Source organism: Nonomuraea sp. NPDC003214, from assembly GCF_053590035.1.
On record NZ_JBSFSX010000010.1, the window covers coordinates 229,601 to 244,299 of the forward strand.

General features: G+C 73.2%; 13 protein-coding genes. 8 read left to right on the forward strand and 5 right to left on the reverse strand.

Features of this window, described 5'->3' with window-relative positions; all coding sequences use genetic code 11:
- Window positions 1–98: 98 nt before the first annotated feature.
- The 3 genes from ACWDXC_RS31415 (at window position 99) to ACWDXC_RS31425 (ending at window position 4,344) form a co-directional block, all read left to right on the forward strand.
- Window positions 99–1,538 carry a sigma 54-interacting transcriptional regulator gene (locus ACWDXC_RS31415; protein WP_219505029.1) on the forward strand — a complete coding sequence of 480 codons (1,440 nt, stop codon included), beginning with the start codon at window positions 99–101 and terminating at the stop codon, window positions 1,536–1,538.
- A gap of 64 nt (window positions 1,539–1,602) precedes the next feature.
- Window positions 1,603–2,343 (forward strand): hypothetical protein, encoded by a 741-nt coding sequence (locus ACWDXC_RS31420; protein WP_449987722.1) that lies wholly within the window; start codon window positions 1,603–1,605, stop codon window positions 2,341–2,343.
- Window positions 2,344–2,370: 27 nt separating this feature from the next.
- Entirely contained in the window at window positions 2,371–4,344 is a 1,974-nt protein-coding gene (locus ACWDXC_RS31425) for a vWA domain-containing protein (protein WP_449987725.1), read from the forward strand.
- On the opposite strand, the gene ACWDXC_RS31430 is transcribed toward ACWDXC_RS31425, so the two are convergent.
- Window positions 4,341–4,763: a DUF6292 family protein gene (locus tag ACWDXC_RS31430; protein WP_449987727.1), complete on the reverse strand. Its 423-nt coding sequence runs from the start codon at window positions 4,761–4,763 to the stop codon at window positions 4,341–4,343. The two genes, ACWDXC_RS31425 and ACWDXC_RS31430, sit on opposite strands and share 4 nt — an antisense overlap.
- A gap of 157 nt (window positions 4,764–4,920) precedes the next feature.
- Here ACWDXC_RS31430 and ACWDXC_RS31435 point away from each other — a divergent pair, with 157 nt between their 5' ends.
- Complete coding sequence (locus ACWDXC_RS31435; RefSeq protein WP_281426989.1) at window positions 4,921–5,046, forward strand: hypothetical protein; 126 nt, start codon at window positions 4,921–4,923, stop codon at window positions 5,044–5,046.
- Window positions 5,047–5,056: 10 nt separating this feature from the next.
- Window positions 5,057–5,491 carry a DUF2269 family protein gene (locus ACWDXC_RS31440; protein ID WP_219505036.1) on the forward strand — a complete coding sequence of 145 codons (435 nt, stop codon included), beginning with the start codon at window positions 5,057–5,059 and terminating at the stop codon, window positions 5,489–5,491.
- On the opposite strand, the gene ACWDXC_RS31445 is transcribed toward ACWDXC_RS31440, so the two are convergent.
- A complete protein-coding gene (locus ACWDXC_RS31445) occupies window positions 5,488–6,627 on the reverse strand; it encodes a cystathionine gamma-synthase (protein ID WP_375073913.1) in 1,140 nt (379 codons plus the stop codon). The two genes, ACWDXC_RS31440 and ACWDXC_RS31445, sit on opposite strands and share 4 nt — an antisense overlap.
- The gene (locus tag ACWDXC_RS31450; RefSeq protein ID WP_219505040.1) at window positions 6,624–6,818 is read right to left on the reverse strand and encodes a hypothetical protein; all 195 of its coding nucleotides are present in this window, start codon (window positions 6,816–6,818) and stop codon (window positions 6,624–6,626) included. Before ACWDXC_RS31450 ends, ACWDXC_RS31445 begins: the two co-directional genes overlap by 4 nt.
- Window positions 6,819–6,937: 119 nt before the next feature.
- On the opposite strand from ACWDXC_RS31450, the gene ACWDXC_RS31455 reads away from it, so the two are divergent.
- Window positions 6,938–8,074 (forward strand): sensor histidine kinase, encoded by a 1,137-nt coding sequence (locus ACWDXC_RS31455; RefSeq protein WP_449987732.1) that lies wholly within the window; start codon window positions 6,938–6,940, stop codon window positions 8,072–8,074.
- 95 nt (window positions 8,075–8,169) lie between these two features.
- Here the strand turns inward: ACWDXC_RS31455 and ACWDXC_RS31460 are convergent, their stop codons facing one another.
- Window positions 8,170–11,259, reverse strand: coding sequence for an AfsR/SARP family transcriptional regulator (locus tag ACWDXC_RS31460; RefSeq protein ID WP_449987735.1), 3,090 nt, complete (start codon window positions 11,257–11,259; stop codon window positions 8,170–8,172).
- Between the two features lie 62 nt (window positions 11,260–11,321).
- Here ACWDXC_RS31460 and ACWDXC_RS31465 point away from each other — a divergent pair, with 62 nt between their 5' ends.
- On the forward strand, window positions 11,322–12,179 hold the full coding sequence (locus ACWDXC_RS31465) for an NAD(P)-dependent oxidoreductase (protein ID WP_449987738.1): 858 nt from the start codon (window positions 11,322–11,324) through the stop codon (window positions 12,177–12,179).
- Here the strand turns inward: ACWDXC_RS31465 and ACWDXC_RS31470 are convergent.
- The gene (locus tag ACWDXC_RS31470) at window positions 12,176–13,546 is read right to left on the reverse strand and encodes a cystathionine beta-synthase (protein ID WP_219505045.1); all 1,371 of its coding nucleotides are present in this window, start codon (window positions 13,544–13,546) and stop codon (window positions 12,176–12,178) included. The two genes, ACWDXC_RS31465 and ACWDXC_RS31470, sit on opposite strands and share 4 nt — an antisense overlap.
- Before the next feature lie 142 nt (window positions 13,547–13,688).
- On the opposite strand from ACWDXC_RS31470, the gene ACWDXC_RS31475 reads away from it, so the two are divergent.
- Window positions 13,689–14,654 carry an SGNH/GDSL hydrolase family protein gene (locus ACWDXC_RS31475; RefSeq protein ID WP_219505116.1) on the forward strand — a complete coding sequence of 322 codons (966 nt, stop codon included), beginning with the start codon at window positions 13,689–13,691 and terminating at the stop codon, window positions 14,652–14,654.
- Window positions 14,655–14,699 lie beyond the last annotated feature (45 nt).

Consider the following 14,699-nt stretch of genomic DNA (forward strand, 5'->3'; position numbering starts at 1 on the left):
CGGCAGGTCCAAGTTCCCTAGGCCCGATTCTCCCCACTAAAGGGACAAGCACGCACACGAACCGCCACGCAATGGTCAAGATCCGAAATATCCGCCAGATGCGAAACCCCTGCCACTTCGCGCGCCGGGGACGTAGGGTCGATCCCGTGCATCAGCCTCGTATCCTCCGCGAGTTGCGAGAGAGCGGCCACGTTCATCGCACCGTCAAAGCCGAGGTCCGCGAAAACCTGCTGGTCAAGCTCAGAGCGGGCGAGCCCCGTTTTCCCGGCATCGTGGGCTTCGACGACTCCGTCCTGCCCCATCTCGAACGCGCCCTGCTGGCCGGGCACGACCTGGTCCTGCTCGGTGAGCGCGGCCAGGGCAAGACCCGGCTCATCCGCACGGTCACCGGCCTGCTCGACGAGTGGACCCCGGTGGTCGAGGGCTGCGAGATCAACGACCACCCGTACGCGCCCGCCTGCGGACGCTGCCGGGCCCTCGCGGCCGAGCTGGGCGACGAGCTGCCGGTGGCGTGGAAGCACCGCGACGAGCGCTACGGCGAGAAGCTCGCCACCCCCGACACCTCCGTCGGCGACCTGATCGGCGACATCGACCCGATCAAGATCGCCGAGGGGCGCAGGCTGGGCGACCCCGAGACCGTGCACTACGGCCTGGTCCCGCGCACCAACCGGGGCGTCTTCTCCGTCAACGAGCTGCCCGACCTGGCCGAGCGCATCCAGGTGTCGCTGCTCAACGTGCTGGAGGAGCGCGACATCCAGGTCCGCGGCTACAACCTGCGGCTGCCGCTCGACATCCTGCTCATCGCCAGCGCCAACCCCGAGGACTACACCAACAGGGGCCGGATCATCACCCCGCTGAAGGACCGCTTCGGCGCCGAGATCCGCACCCACTACCCGCTCACGATCGAGGACGAGCTGACGCTGATCCGGCAGGAGTCCATGCCGGACATCGGCGCCGACGTCCCGGAGCACCTCGTCGAGGTGATCGCCCGCTTCACCCGGCTGGTCCGCGAGTCCACGGCTGTCGACGCCCGCTCCGGCGTGTCGGCGCGCTTCTCGATCGCCGCCGCCGAGACCGCCGCGGCCTCGGCCGTGCGCAGGGCCGCGATCACCGGCGAGGACCAGGCCGTCACCCGGGTGTGCGACCTGGCGCCGGTCGTCCACAGCCTACGGGGCAAGGTGGAGTTCGAGGTCAGCGAGGAGGGCAGGGAGACCGAGATCCTGGCCCACCTGCTGCGCCGCGCCACGGCCGAGACGTTCCGCACCCGGCTGGGCGCGATGGACCTGTCGCCGCTGACCGACAAGTTCGCCGAGGGCGCCCAGGTGGAGTCGGGCGAGCTGGTCGCCGCCGGTGAGCTGCTGCGCCGCATCGGGCCCGTCGACGGCCTGGCCAAGATCATGTCGAAGCTCGGCATGGGAGCCGGCGACGAGTCGCCCGGGCACGCGGCGGCGGCGCTGGAGTTCGCGATGGAGGGCCTCTACCTCATGCGCCGGCTGTCGAAGGACGACCTCGACGGAGTCGCCGTCTACCGGACGTGAACATTGGGGCGGTTCCGCACGTCGTATTGGACGACTGACCGTTTCGTCCGGGGGGGAACCGCCCATGCGACTGCTCGCCAGCGCCACCACCGCCCTCGCCCTGTGCGCCCTGAGCGCCTACGCCACCCCCGCCTCGGCGGAGACCTCTCCTCAGGTCGTGTACGGCTACGCCTGGGCCGACGGCGCCGGCCATCTGCGCATCCTGCCGCAGTCGGCCACGGCCGTCCGCAAGAGCTACCGGCTCAAGGCCATCCGGGGGGCCAAGGAGCTGCGCCTCGGCTACACCAAGGCCGCCTACCTGCGGGTCGCGGTCGCCTGCGGCCTGAAGGAGACCGAGGGCCGGGTCGCGCTCGACGCCAAGAACTTCGGCCGGACCCGGTGCGGGGCCGCCGACCTGTCCGACAGCCTCGCGTCCGGCCCCGTCGCGGTGCGCGTCCACCACTCCGGCGGCCAGGCGGTCAAGGTCACCGAGTTCCTGCCGTACCCGTCGAAGCTCAGCGTCGTGCGCGGCACGGTCAAGCGGGCCGGCGACCGGACGCTGCTGTTCACCAGGGGCGGGACGACCGTCAAGCTCGGCTACACGCACGCGCTCACCTTCAGCCGCGTCACGTCCCGCTGCGGCGCGGGCTGGCTCACCGGCAGGCCGGTCAACGCCGACCGCGACGGCCTGGGCACCAAGCACTGCGGCGCGGGTGACTTCACCGCCGCGCTGAAGAAGCTGCGCCACCCGGTGCTGGTCCAGATCGACTATCAGCCGCGCAGCGGCCAGGTGTTCCAGGTGTGGGAGGTGTTCGGCGACGCATAGCAGGGCATCTCGGGTTAGCGTGGGTGCGTGACGGCCTACCGCTATGGCGAGTACCACGATGGCCCCGACCCCCTGGCCCCGCCGTACGACGTGCGCGCGGCACTCGACGAGATGGGCGACGCCATCCTGTCCGGCTCCACGCCCGTCCACGCCCTGCGCGACCTGCTCAAGCGCGGCCTGCCGGGCGCCCAGGACCGGCGCGGCCTGGACGACATGCTCAGGGAGGTCCGGCGGCGCCGCCGCGACCTGCGTGAGAGCGGCAGGCTCGACGGCACGCTGGAGAAGGCCAGGGCGCTGCTGGACAAGGCCATCGGGCAGGAGCGCGCCGAGCTGTTCCCCGACCCGGCCGACGACGCCCGGCTGCGCGAGGCCGAGCTCGACGCGCTGCCGGACGACACGGCCGGGGCCATCCAGGAGCTGAGCACCTACCAGTGGCGCTCGGAGGCGGCCAGGCAGACCTTCGAGGAGCTGCGCGACCTGCTGCGGCGCGAGGTGCTGGACGCCCAGTTCAGGGGGCTGCGCGAGGCGCTGGCGAACCCCGACCCGGCGGCGATGGAACGGGTCCGCCAGATGATGGCCGACCTGAACGACATGCTGGAGAAGGACGCCCGGGGCGAGCACACGCAGGCGGACTTCGACTCCTTCATGGCGAAATATGGTGACCTCTTTCCGGAGAAACCGCGCAACCTCGACGAGCTCGTCGACATCCTCGCCCGGCGGGCCGCCGCCACCCAGCGCATGCTCGCCTCGATGACCCCGCGCCAGCGCGAGGAGCTCGGCAACCTCATGAGCCAGACGCTCGACCAGGCCGGGCTCGCCGACCAGATGCGGCGGCTCGGCGAGGCCCTGTACGCGCGCCGCCCCGACCTCGCCTGGGACGCCACCGAACGGCTGACCGGCGAGGAGCCCCTGGGCATGGGCGACGCCGTCACCGCCCTGGAGGAGCTGGCCGACCTCAGCGGGCTGGAGAGCGCGCTGCGCCAGGACTACCCCGGGGCCCGGCTCGACGACATCGACGAGGCCGCCGTGCGCCGGGCCCTCGGCCGCTCGGCGGTCGACGACCTCGAAGCGCTCAAGCGCATCGAACGGGAGCTGGAGGAGCAGGGCTACCTGCTGCGCCGCCGCGGCAAGCTGGAGCTCACGCCCAAGGCGGTGCGGCGGCTCGGCGAGACCGCGCTGCGCCGTGTCTTCTCCTCGCTCGACGCCGGCCGCCGCGGCGACCACGACCAGCACGACGCGGGCTCGGCCGGCGAGCTCACCGGGTCGTCCCGGCCGTGGCGCTTCGGCGACGAGCAGCCCGTCGACGTCGTCCGCACCCTGGTCAACGCCGTCCGCGCCGGCGGCCTGCGTACGGACCCGGCAGGCGGGGGGCGTACGGCGGTGAAGCTGTCCGTGGACGACTTCGAGGTGGCCGAGACCGAGCGGCGCAGCGCCGCCGCCGTCTGCCTGCTCGTCGACCTGTCCTACTCGATGGCCCTGCGCGGCACCTGGGCCGCCGCCAAGCAGACCGCGCTCGCCCTGCAGGCCCTGGTCGCCTCCAAGTTCCCGCAGGACGCCGTGCAGATCATCGGCTTCTCCAACTATGCCCGCGTGCTGCAGCCCGACGAGCTGGCCGGGCTCGACTGGGACATGGTCCAGGGCACCAACCTGCACCACGCGCTGCTGATCGCTGGGCGGCACCTCGACCGCCACCCCGACTTCGAGCCCGTCGTGCTCGTCGTCACCGACGGCGAGCCGACCGCGCACCTGCTGCGCAACGGCCGCTCGGCGTTCGAGTGGCCGCCCTCGCCGGAGACGCTGGAGCTCACGCTGGCCGAGGTCGACAAGATGACCAGACGCCGGGCCACGATCAACGTCTTCATGCTGGCCGGGGACGACCGGCTCAAGGAGTTCGTCGACGAGGTGGCGCGGCGCAACGGCGGGCGCGTCTTCTCGCCCAGCGCCGACCGGCTCGGCGAGTATGTGGTGAGCGACTTCCTGCGGGTGCGCCGGGCGCGTTAGGCCTCGACGAGCCGCGCGTAGAAGTCGAGCGCGACGTCGAACCCGTCACGGCAGTTGCGGTGCGAGCGGTAGCAGGGACGCCAGGCGCTGCTCGCGCCCACCCCGGCGCGGGCGTCGGCGAGCGCCGCGGGCACCCGCTCCGGCCGGGGCAGCAGCCCGCCGCCGAGATAGCGGACGCCGGACAGCTCCGTGTGCTGACCCGGGGCGCCCGAGACGAAGCGGCCCAGCCGCCATCCACTCTCCTCGTCCCACACCAGCGCGGCGCCGTCGGCGAGCCTGACGGTCGCCTCACGCGGCTCGCACGGGCCCTCCCACCAGCCGTCGGCCTCGGCGCCGAGCAGCTCGACGACCCGGCGCACGTAGCAGAACGGCTGCTGCAGCCACTCGTCGGAATACGGCTCGACGTGCCTGATGGCCACGGACGGCACCCCCTTGTGCCCAAACGGTAAGGAAAGACCAGCGGCCATCCACCTTACCCGGGGCGAACTTATTCCGTTGCCAGGCCGTCTAGTCATTACGGACGATATTTACGTCCGGCGGATTCACATCCGGCAGGGGGGAAAGGAGGGGTGTCCCATGCTCGCCATGATTGTCCTGATCCTGGTGATGGTCGTCACCATCGCCGTCACCGAGCTCATCATGCTCGGCTCCCCTGACGGCAAAGAGAGTGTCGAGTCCCCCACCGAGATCGTCGGCGACTAGTCTCTTCCGCATGACGGACCTGCTTCTGTGGCTGCACATCGGTTTCGCGATCTTCACGATCGGGCCGATCACCGCCGCCACCCACGCCGCGCCGCGCGCGATCCGTACGAAGAACGTGCCCGTCGTCCGCACCATCCAGCGCATGACCAGGATCTACAGCGTCGGCTCGCTGGGCGTGCTGGTCTTCGGCATCGTGCTCGGCGTGGTGATGGGCGGCGGGCTGCTCGGCGCCTGGTACATGACGGCGTCGATGACGCTGTTCATCGTCGCCATCGTGCTGCTCGTCATCGTCGACCGCGACCTGCGCGGCGCCGTCCAGGCCCTGGAGAGCGAGGCCGCGGACGACGACGCGAAGGTGCAGGTCGGCCGGATCGCCGCCATCAGCGGCCTGCTGACCGTGATCTGGCTGGTGATCCTCTTCCTGATGGTCGTGCCGGGCAGCTAGCCGAGCGCCCGCGTCAGGTCGGCGAGCAGGTCGTCGATCGTCTCGATCCCGACCGACAGGCGCACCAGGTCGCCGGGCACCTCCAGGGGCGAGCCCGCCGCCGAGGCGTGCGTCATCCGGCCCGGGTGCTCGATGAGCGACTCCACGCCGCCCAGCGACTCGCCGAGCGTGAACAGCTCGGTCCGGTCGCAGATCGCGACGGCCTCCTCCTCACCGCCCGCCACCCGGAACGACACCATGCCGCCGAACCGCTTCATCTGCTTGGCGGCGACCTCGTGGCCGGGGTGCTCGCCCAGCCCCGGATAGAGCACCTGCGTCACGCGCGGGTGCGCGAGCAGCAGGTCGACGACCCGCTCGGCGTTGTCGCAGTGGCGGTCCATCCGCACGCCCAGCGTCTTGAGCCCGCGCAGCGTCAGCCAGGCGTCGAACGGCCCGGCCACCGCGCCCATCGCGTTCTGGTGGTAGGCGAGCTCGTCGCCGAGCCCCCGGTCGCGGGCGATCAGCGCGCCGCCGACGACGTCGGAGTGGCCGCCCACGTACTTGGTCGTCGAGTGCACGACCACGTCCGCGCCCAGCGAGAGCGGCTGCTGGAGGTACGGCGAGGCGAAGGTGTTGTCGACGACCAGGAGCGAGCCGTTGTCGTGGGCGAGCTGGGCGAGCGCGGCGATGTCGGCGATGCCGAGCAGCGGGTTGGTCGGCGTCTCGACCCACACGACCCGCGTCTTCTGCGTCATCGCCGCGGCCACCGCGTCGAGGTCGCCCAGCGGGACCGGGTCGTAGTGCAGGTCCCAGCGCTCGTTCACCTTGGCGAACAGCCGGTAGGTGCCGCCGTAGGCGTCGTTGGGGATGATCACGTGATCCTGGGGCTTGCACACAGCGCGCAGCAGCGTGTCCTCGGCGGCCAGCCCGGAGGCGAACGCCAGCCCGCGCGCCCCGCCCTCCACCGCGGCCAGCGCCTCTTCCAGGGCGGTCCTGGTCGGGTTGGCCGACCTGCTGTACTCGTAGCCGGAGCGCAGGCCGCCCACGCCGTCCTGCTTGTAGGTGGACGTGGCGTATATCGGGGGCACCACGGCGCCGGTCACGGGGTCAGGCTCCTGACCTGCGTGGATCGCCAGGGTTTCGAAACCGTTGGTCATACGGCCACGGTAACGGACGCGGCGCGCCGTTCCTCCTCCCGCTCCTGGGGTGGGGCGACGTGGATGTGCCTGCCGCTCTGCCCCTGGGCTTCCTCGCCGTTGATGCGCGACAGCAGGACCGGGTCCGACAGCGCCAGCAGCACCCCGATGACCAGCCCCACACCCAGCAGTACGAATCCGATGAAGACCATGCCTCCATGCTGCGCCGCGCGCCCCCGCCGCCACCTCGGCTGAAGGGCCGGTCCCTCGGCCCCGGGGTCGGCCGATCGGTCGATACGAGCTGTCCGACTTGCGGCTTAGGCTCAAGGCCGTGGGGGAATCCAAACGCGCCGTCTACTGGATCCGCCGGCTGAGCGAGATCGCGATGCTCGGCTGGCTGGGCATGATGCTCATGCTCGACCTGGTCATCGCCGTCGGCGCGGGCGGGCTGCAGTTCCTCGCCGTGCTGTGCGGCGTGGCCGGCATCACCGCCGTGGTGCTGCGCCGCCGCTACCGCATCGAGTCCTACGCCGCCCTGCTCGGCCTGTCGTTCCTGTCCTCGCTGATCCTCTCGCTCGACGGCGTCGAGGGCGTGCCCGGCACCGCCGAGACCGGCGCGATGCTCATCCTGATCATCGGCGTGCTCCGCCACGTCGAGCCCGTGCGCAACGCCGCCATCCTCGCCTGCGCCGGGCTGGTCGTCCTGATGGCCGAGACGATCTGGCGCTCCGGGGGCAACGAGGCGTTCGTCTTCTCCTTCATGCTGTTCGTCGGCTGGTCGACGGTCGCGGGGGCCGGCGGCTACCTGCGCTTCCAGCAGGAACGCCGCAACGAGGCCGTCCACTCCGTACGCCGCGCCGAACGGCTGGAGCTGGCCCGGGAGCTGCACGACCTGGTCGCCCACCACATCACCGGCATCGTCGTGCAGGCCCAGGCCGCCCGCACCGTCGCGCAGACCAGCCCGGACGCCGTCGTGCCCGCCCTCGACGCCATCGCCACGGCCGGGAGCGAGGCGCTCACCTCGATGCGCCGCATGGTCACGGTCCTGCGCGCCGAGGAGGCCTCGCGCACCCCCGGCACCTCGCTGGGCGACCTGCGGCTGCTCACCGAGCGGTTCTCGGCGGAGGGGCCGAAGGTCGCCTTCGAGATCGGGCCCGGGCTCGGCGACGGCACGCTGGCGCCCGAGGTGATCACGACGCTGCACCGGGTGCTGCTGGAGGCGCTCACCAACGTCCGCAAGCACGCGCCGCACACGCGGTGGATCGAGGCGTCGCTCAAGCGGTACGAGGCCGCCGTGGTGCTGCGGGTGCGCAACTACGGCTCCGCCGCCGACCCCCGCGTGGCCCGGCTGGGCGGCGGCTTCGGGCTGGTCGGCATGGCCGAGCGCGTCGAGGCCCTGGGCGGCCGCCTCCGCGCCGGCCCCACCCCCCAGGGCGCCTGGGAAGTCCTGGCCGAGTTCCCCACCTGAGCCCCGGGGCCCACGCCTCGCCTGAGTCCCCGTCCGGGGCGGTGGATGGTGGGGTGCGTCAGTCCCCGTCCCGGGGCGGTGGATGGCGGGGTGCGTCAGTTCCCGTCCGCTGCGCTGGGTGGCGGGGGGCCTGGGGTGCCGCGCGGGGCGCGGGTGGCGCCGGTGGCGTGTGCGTGGCGGAAGCGGTCGTCGCCCAGCGCGGCCCGGGCCGCGGCGGTGATGCGGTCGACGTCGAAGCGCTCCCCCGCGGCCAGCGGCGTGCCGACCGACCGCCTGAGGGCCGCGGCCTCGCCGAGCAGCTCGGCGGCCCGTACGGCGTCGCCCGCCAGGGCCTCGGCCCCGGCCAGCCCTTCGAGCGCCAGCGCGACCGCCCGCGGGTCGCCCGACTCCCGCGCCGCCGCGTGGCCCGCCCGCTGCCGGGCCGCCGCCGTGTCCGCGTCGCCGCGCTGCTCGGCCGCGAACCCCAGCTCCGCCAGCACGAACGCGATCCCCGGCGTCCCGCGCACCTCCTCCAGCCAGCCGAGCCAGGGCAGCAGCAGCGCCTCGGCCTCAGCGTGGCGCCCGCGCCGCCGGGCGCTCATGGCCAGCCCGAGCACGGCGTGTTCCTCGGCCGACTTGTACGACTGCTCCACGGCCAGCCTGCGGGCCCGCTCGTGGTAGTCGTCGGCCCGCGCGTAGTCGCCCTCCAGCAGCGCCACCCGGCCCACCGCCGACAGCCGGAACGCCACCTCGAACCCGAGCTCCTCGGCCAGCCCCAGCGCCTCCTCCCGCAGCCGGGCGGCCTCGGCGTAGTCGCCGCGCATCTCGGCCAGCCGGTCGAGCGCGTCCATGGCCTCGATGCGCCCCCACCCGTCGCCCAGCTCGCGGAAGATCGCCAGGCTGCGCTCGCCGTCGCGCCGCATCGCGTCCAGGTCGGAGCGCACGGCCGCGAGCTTGGCCCGGAGCTGGAGCGCCGCCGCGACGCCCCAGCGGTCGCCGAGCTCCTCGAACGCGCGCAGCGCCCGCTCCACGGCCTCCTCGTGCGCCCGCTGGTCGCCGTACGCCCAGCGCACCTGCGCCGGGAGCCAGTCGGCCAGCGCCTGCCCCGCCCGGTCGAGCCCGTCGCGGCGGATGGCGGGCGCCGCCTCCCCGATGGCCAGCGTGATCCCGGCCAGCCACACGGACGCCACGGCCGCCTGCCGTTCCTGCTCCGGCCCGGCGCCGGGCGGCGTGGCGGCCAGCGCGGCGGCGATGGACCTGCGGGCCTCGCCGAGCCTGCCGCGCAGGAACCAGTACCAGGCCAGCGCGTTGACCAGCCGCAACGGCCGGGGCCCGGCGAGCGCGAGCCGGAAGTTGGCCGCCTCCCGGTCGAGCCGGTCCAGCCATTCGCGCTGGCGGCTCCCCCGCAGCTCGGCCCGTTCGGCGAGGGCCGTGTAGTAGCGCGCGTGCCGCTCGCGGATCGTCTCCTGCTCCCCGGCCTCCCGCAGCCGCTCGGCGCAGTAGGCGGCCACGGACTCCAGCAGCCCGTAGCGCGGCCCCGGCGTGACGAGCGACCGGTCTACCAGCCGGGCGAGCGCGTCGAGCACGTCCACGCCCGGCTCCGCGCACACCTCCTCGGCCGCCTCCAGCGTGCACCCGTCGGCGTGCGCGGCCAGCCGGCGCAGCACGATCCGCTCGTGCTCGGGCAGCAGCTCCCAGCTCCAGTCGAGGGTCGCCCGCAGGGTCCGCTGCCGGGCGGGCGCGTCGCGCATGCCGGCGGTCAGCACCCGGAACCGGTCGTCCAGCCGGTGGGCCACCTCCTCCACGCCGAGCGTCCGCACCCGCGTGGCGGCCAGCTCCAGGGCGAGCGGGATGCCGTCGAGCCGCCGGCAGATCGTGGCGACGGCGGGCCCGGCCTCGATCCCGGCCCGCGCCGTGAACAGCCGCACCGCCGCCGCCTCGGTGAGCGGCTGTACGACGCGGACGACCTCGCCGGTGACGCCGAGCGGCTCCTGGGCCGTGGCCAGCACGCGCAGCCCCGGCGCGGCCCGCAGCAGCGCGGACACCACCTCGGCGGCCTGCTGGACCAGGTGCTCGCAGTTGTCCGCCACCAGCAGCGCGTGCTTGCCCGCCAGCGCCCCGGCCAGCCGTTGCACCAGCCCGGCCGCGCCGTCGTCGCGCACGCCCAGCGTGGCGGCCAGCGCTTCGCCGACGTCCGCGGCCCCGGCCAGCTCCACCAGCCACACCTCCCCGGCCGTCGGCGGCCGTACGCCCCGGGCGGTCTCCAGGGCGAGGCGCGTCTTCCCCACCCCGCCGGGCCCGGTCAGCGTCACCAGCCGGTGGGCGGCCAGCAGCCCGGCGACCTCGGCCACCTCCGCGTCCCGCCCGATCAGGTCCCCCACCGGAGCGGGCAGGTTCCCCCGCCCGGGCGGTCCGGCGGCAGGGCCGGGTTCGCGCGCAACCGGCCCGCGTCCCGTGGGCGGGGCCGTGCGGGCCGTGCCGTCGGCTTCGGAGGGGAGGGCGGGGTCCTGGCGGAGGACGGCCTGGTAGAGGGCCGAGAGAGCGGGTGAGGGGTCCACGCCGAGCTCGTCGGCCAGGCGTTCGCGCAGCGCGGTGAACGCGGCCAGCGCCTCGCCCTGCCGCCCGCCCCGGTAGAGGCTGCGCATGTGGGCGGCGACGAGCCGTTCGCGCAACGGGTGCGCGGCGACGAGCCCGCCCAGGTCGACGCGTGCCCCGAGCGCGAGCCGTACCTCCGCCTGCTCCTCCAGCGCCGTGAGGCGCAGCTCCTCCAGGCGGGCGATCTCCGCCTGGGCGAACCCGTCGTCGGCGAAGTCGGCGTACGCGGCCCCCCGCCACAGGCTCAGCGCCTCGTCGAGCTGCGCGGCGCGCTCCTCGGCCCCGGCGGCCTGCCGCAGGCACAGCTCGCGGAAGCGGTCCGCGTCGACGTCGGCGGCGGCGAGCCGGTAGCCGGCGGGCCCGTGCACGACGAGCCGGGGGTCGCCGAGCGCGCGGCGGAGCTGGGAGACCCGGGCCTGGAGGGTGCCGGCGGGGTTGCGCGGCGGCCGTTCGCCCCACAGGTCGTCGACGAGCCGGTCCACCGGCACGGGCGCGCCGCCGTAGACGAGCAGGTCGGCGAGCAGCGCCCGGACCTTGGCCTCGGGCACGCGCACCGTGCCGCCGTCGTCGTCCCACACGGCCAGCGGGCCGAGCACCCCGAATCGCACCACGTCAGTGCCAACCCGTAGCGGACCGGAAGGAATTCCGAAGCGCCTGCGGTCAGGGTGAACCCATGAGTGAAGTGACGATGATCGGCCTCGGGCCGATGGGCGCGACGATGGCCGAGACGTTCCTGGCCGCGGGCCATGACGTGACGGTGTGGAACCGTACGGCGAGCAAGGCGGACCCGCTGGTGGCCCGGGGGGCCAAGTGGGCGGACTCGCCGGTGACGGGCGAGCTGCTGGTGGTGAGCCAGATCAGCTATCAGGCGATGTACGACAGCTTCGGCGACGCCAGGCTGGACGGGAAGGTGGTGGTCAATCTCTCCTCGGACACGCCGCAGGCGTTGCGGGAGGCGGCCGAGTGGGTGGCCGGGCGGGGCGGCACGCTGGTGACGGGCGGGATCATGGTGCCGCCGCCCGGCATCGGCAAGCCCGGCGCGTACGCCTTCTACAGCGGCCCCAAGCCGATCCTCGACCGGCACGCGAGCACGCTGGAGGCGCTGTCGGAGGTCACGTACGTGGGCCACGACCAGGGTCTGGCGATGCTGTACTACCAGGCGCAGCTGCTGGTCTTCTGGTCGTCGCTGACGAGCTACATGCACGCGATGGCGCTGCTGCGCACGGCCGGGGTGGCGCCGTCGGAGTTCGTGCCGTTCGCCCGGGAGACGTTCACCGGCCTGGGCTCCGACGGGCCGATGGGCTTCGCGAAGATCCTGGCCGAGGAGTTCGAGGCCGGCGTCTACCCGGGCGAGCTGAACAGCCTGCACATGCAGGCCGAGGGGCTCGGCCACGCCGTGGCGGCGCTGGAGGCCGCCGGGCTGGAGACCACGGTGCCGCAGGCCCTGCGCCGGCTGTTCCAGCGCGCCGACGCCGAGGGGCGCGGACATGAGGGCCTGGGCACCGTGATCAAGTCGATCATGAAGCCCTAACGGCCGGCCAGGAACGCGAGCAGGTCCTGCCGGGTGAGCAGCCCGGCGGGCTTGCCGTCCTCCAGCACCACGGCGGCGTCGGCCTTCTCCAGCACCTCGACCGCGCGGGACACGGGTTCGCCGCTGCCGATCATGGGCAGTGGCGACGACATGTGCTGCGAGATCAGGTCGTCGGAGGAGAGCTTGCCGTGGTAGAGGGCCTCCAGCAGGTCGCGCTCGACGATGGAGCCGACCACCTCGGCCGCCATGACGGGCGGCTCCTCCTTCATGACCGGGAGCTGCGACACCGAGTATTCGCGCATGATCGAGATGGCGGTGCCGACGGACTCGTGCGGGTGGGCGTGCACGAACTCCGGCAGCCCCGGCCCCTTGCGGGCGAGCACGTCGCCGACCCGGCCCTCCTCGGAGGCGGTGGTCAGGAAGCCGTAGTCGGCCATCCAGTCGTCGTTGAAGATCTTCGACAGGTAGCCGCGGCCGCCGTCGGGCAGCAGCACCACGACGGTGTCGTCGGGCCCGGCCTTGGCCGCCACCTGGAGCGCCGCGACCACGGCCATCCCGCACGAGCCGCCGACGAGCAGCCCCTCCTCGCGGGCGAGCCTGCGGGTCATGTTGAAGGAGTCGCGGTCGGACACCGCGATGATCTCGTCGCAGATGTCCGTGTCGTAGGTGGCCGGCCAGATGTCCTCGCCGACCCCCTCGACCAGGTACGGCCTGCCGGAGCCGCCCGAGTAGACGGAGCCCTCGGGGTCGGCGCCGATGATCCGGACGCGGCCGTCGGACACCTCCTTGAGGTAGCGGCCGGTGCCGCTGATCGTGCCGCCGGTGCCGATGCCCGCGACGAAGTGCGTGATGCCGCCGTCGGTCTGCTCCCACAGTTCGGGGCCGGTGGAGTGGTAGTGGGACTCGGGGTTGTTGACGTTGGAGTACTGGTCGGGCTTCCAGGCGTTGGGGATCTCGCGGGCCAGCCGGTCGGAGACCGAGTAGTAGGACTCCGGGTGGTCGGGCGAGACCGCGGTCGGGCACACGACGACCTCCGCGCCGTAGGCCCGCAGGACGGAGATCTTGTCACCGGCGACCTTGTCCGGCACCACGAACAGGCACCGGTAGCCCTTCTGCTGGGCCACGATGGCCAGGCCGACGCCGGTGTTGCCCGAGGTCGGCTCGACGATCACGCCGCCGGGGCGCAGCTCGCCGGACGCCTCGGCGGCCTCGATCATGCGGACCGCGATCCGGTCCTTGACCGATCCGCCGGGGTTGAAATATTCGACCTTGGCGAGCACCTGGGCCGGCAACCCCGCCGAGACCTTGTGCAGCCGGACGAGCGGAGTGTTGCCCATCAGCTCGACCAGGGAATCATAAACGCGCACCGAGGTGTTCACCTTCTTTACCGAAGCTTGGTCAGCTGGTCCGGGGCCGAGATCCCGTACGGTTGGCAGGCCCTCGGCTAGTTTCATGCAAACGCTACCGCCGAGTTCGGTTGGGAGGACACACGTGGTCTGGCCAGCGGGCATGGCGCGTGCGGCGCGCAGGATCGCGACAGCCGCCGCGCTGGGGGGAGGAGGCCTGACGGCGCTCGGCGCGACCGCCTACGGCCTGCTGATCGCGGAGGGCATGCTGGCCCGCAAGACGATCGGGCGCCCGCACGGCATGGACGGCCCTTTCTCCGACGGCGACTACGGCGATTTCCCCGGCGAGCCGCTCAAGCTGGCCATGCTGGGCGACTCCACCTCGGTCGGCCTGGGCCTCACCGATCCGGGCAAGACCCCCGGGGTGCTGATCGCGTGCGGCCTCGCCGCCGTCGCCGAGCGTCCGGTACGGTTGCGCGTCGTCGGCAAGTCGGGCGCGGCCTCGGCCGAGCTGGCCGAGCAGGTGGACGCCGCGCTCGAACTCCGCCCCGACGTGGCAGTGATCTTCGTGGGCGCCAACGACGTCATCACCCAGACCTCGCCCGCCACCGCCGTGCGTCACCTGACCAAGGCCGTCAGGCGGCTGCGTGAGGCCGGGGCCGAGGTGGTCGTCGGCACCTGCCCCGACCTGGGCACGGTCCGGCCCATCGCGCAGCCGCTGCGCTGGGTGGCGCGGCGGTGGAGCCGCCAGATCGCCGCCGCCCAGACGGTCGGCGTGGTCGACGCGGGCGGCCGTACGGTGGCGTTCGCCGACCTCCTCGGCGAGGAATTCCACGCAAATCCGGGCGAAATGTTCGGACCGGATCGTTTCCATCCATCTGACCGAGGTTACGCCCAGGCCGCTTACGCGGTGCTACCTTCTGTATGCGCCGCGCTAGGACTGTGGCCCGAGCCTCGGCCCGCGCGCGGCGAAGGACTGCAACCGATCTACCTTGCGGCGGCCACGGCCGCGGAGGAGCCCGGCACCGAGGTTTCCGCGACCCGGGTCGACGGGCGGGCCAGCGGCACCCACGGCAAGTGGGCCAACCTGTTCCGCCGTCGCCTCGGGGAGGGGCTGAACGACGCCTGAACCCGGTCACCCTCCGAGCCGGGGCCGTCACTCGTCGTCCACCTT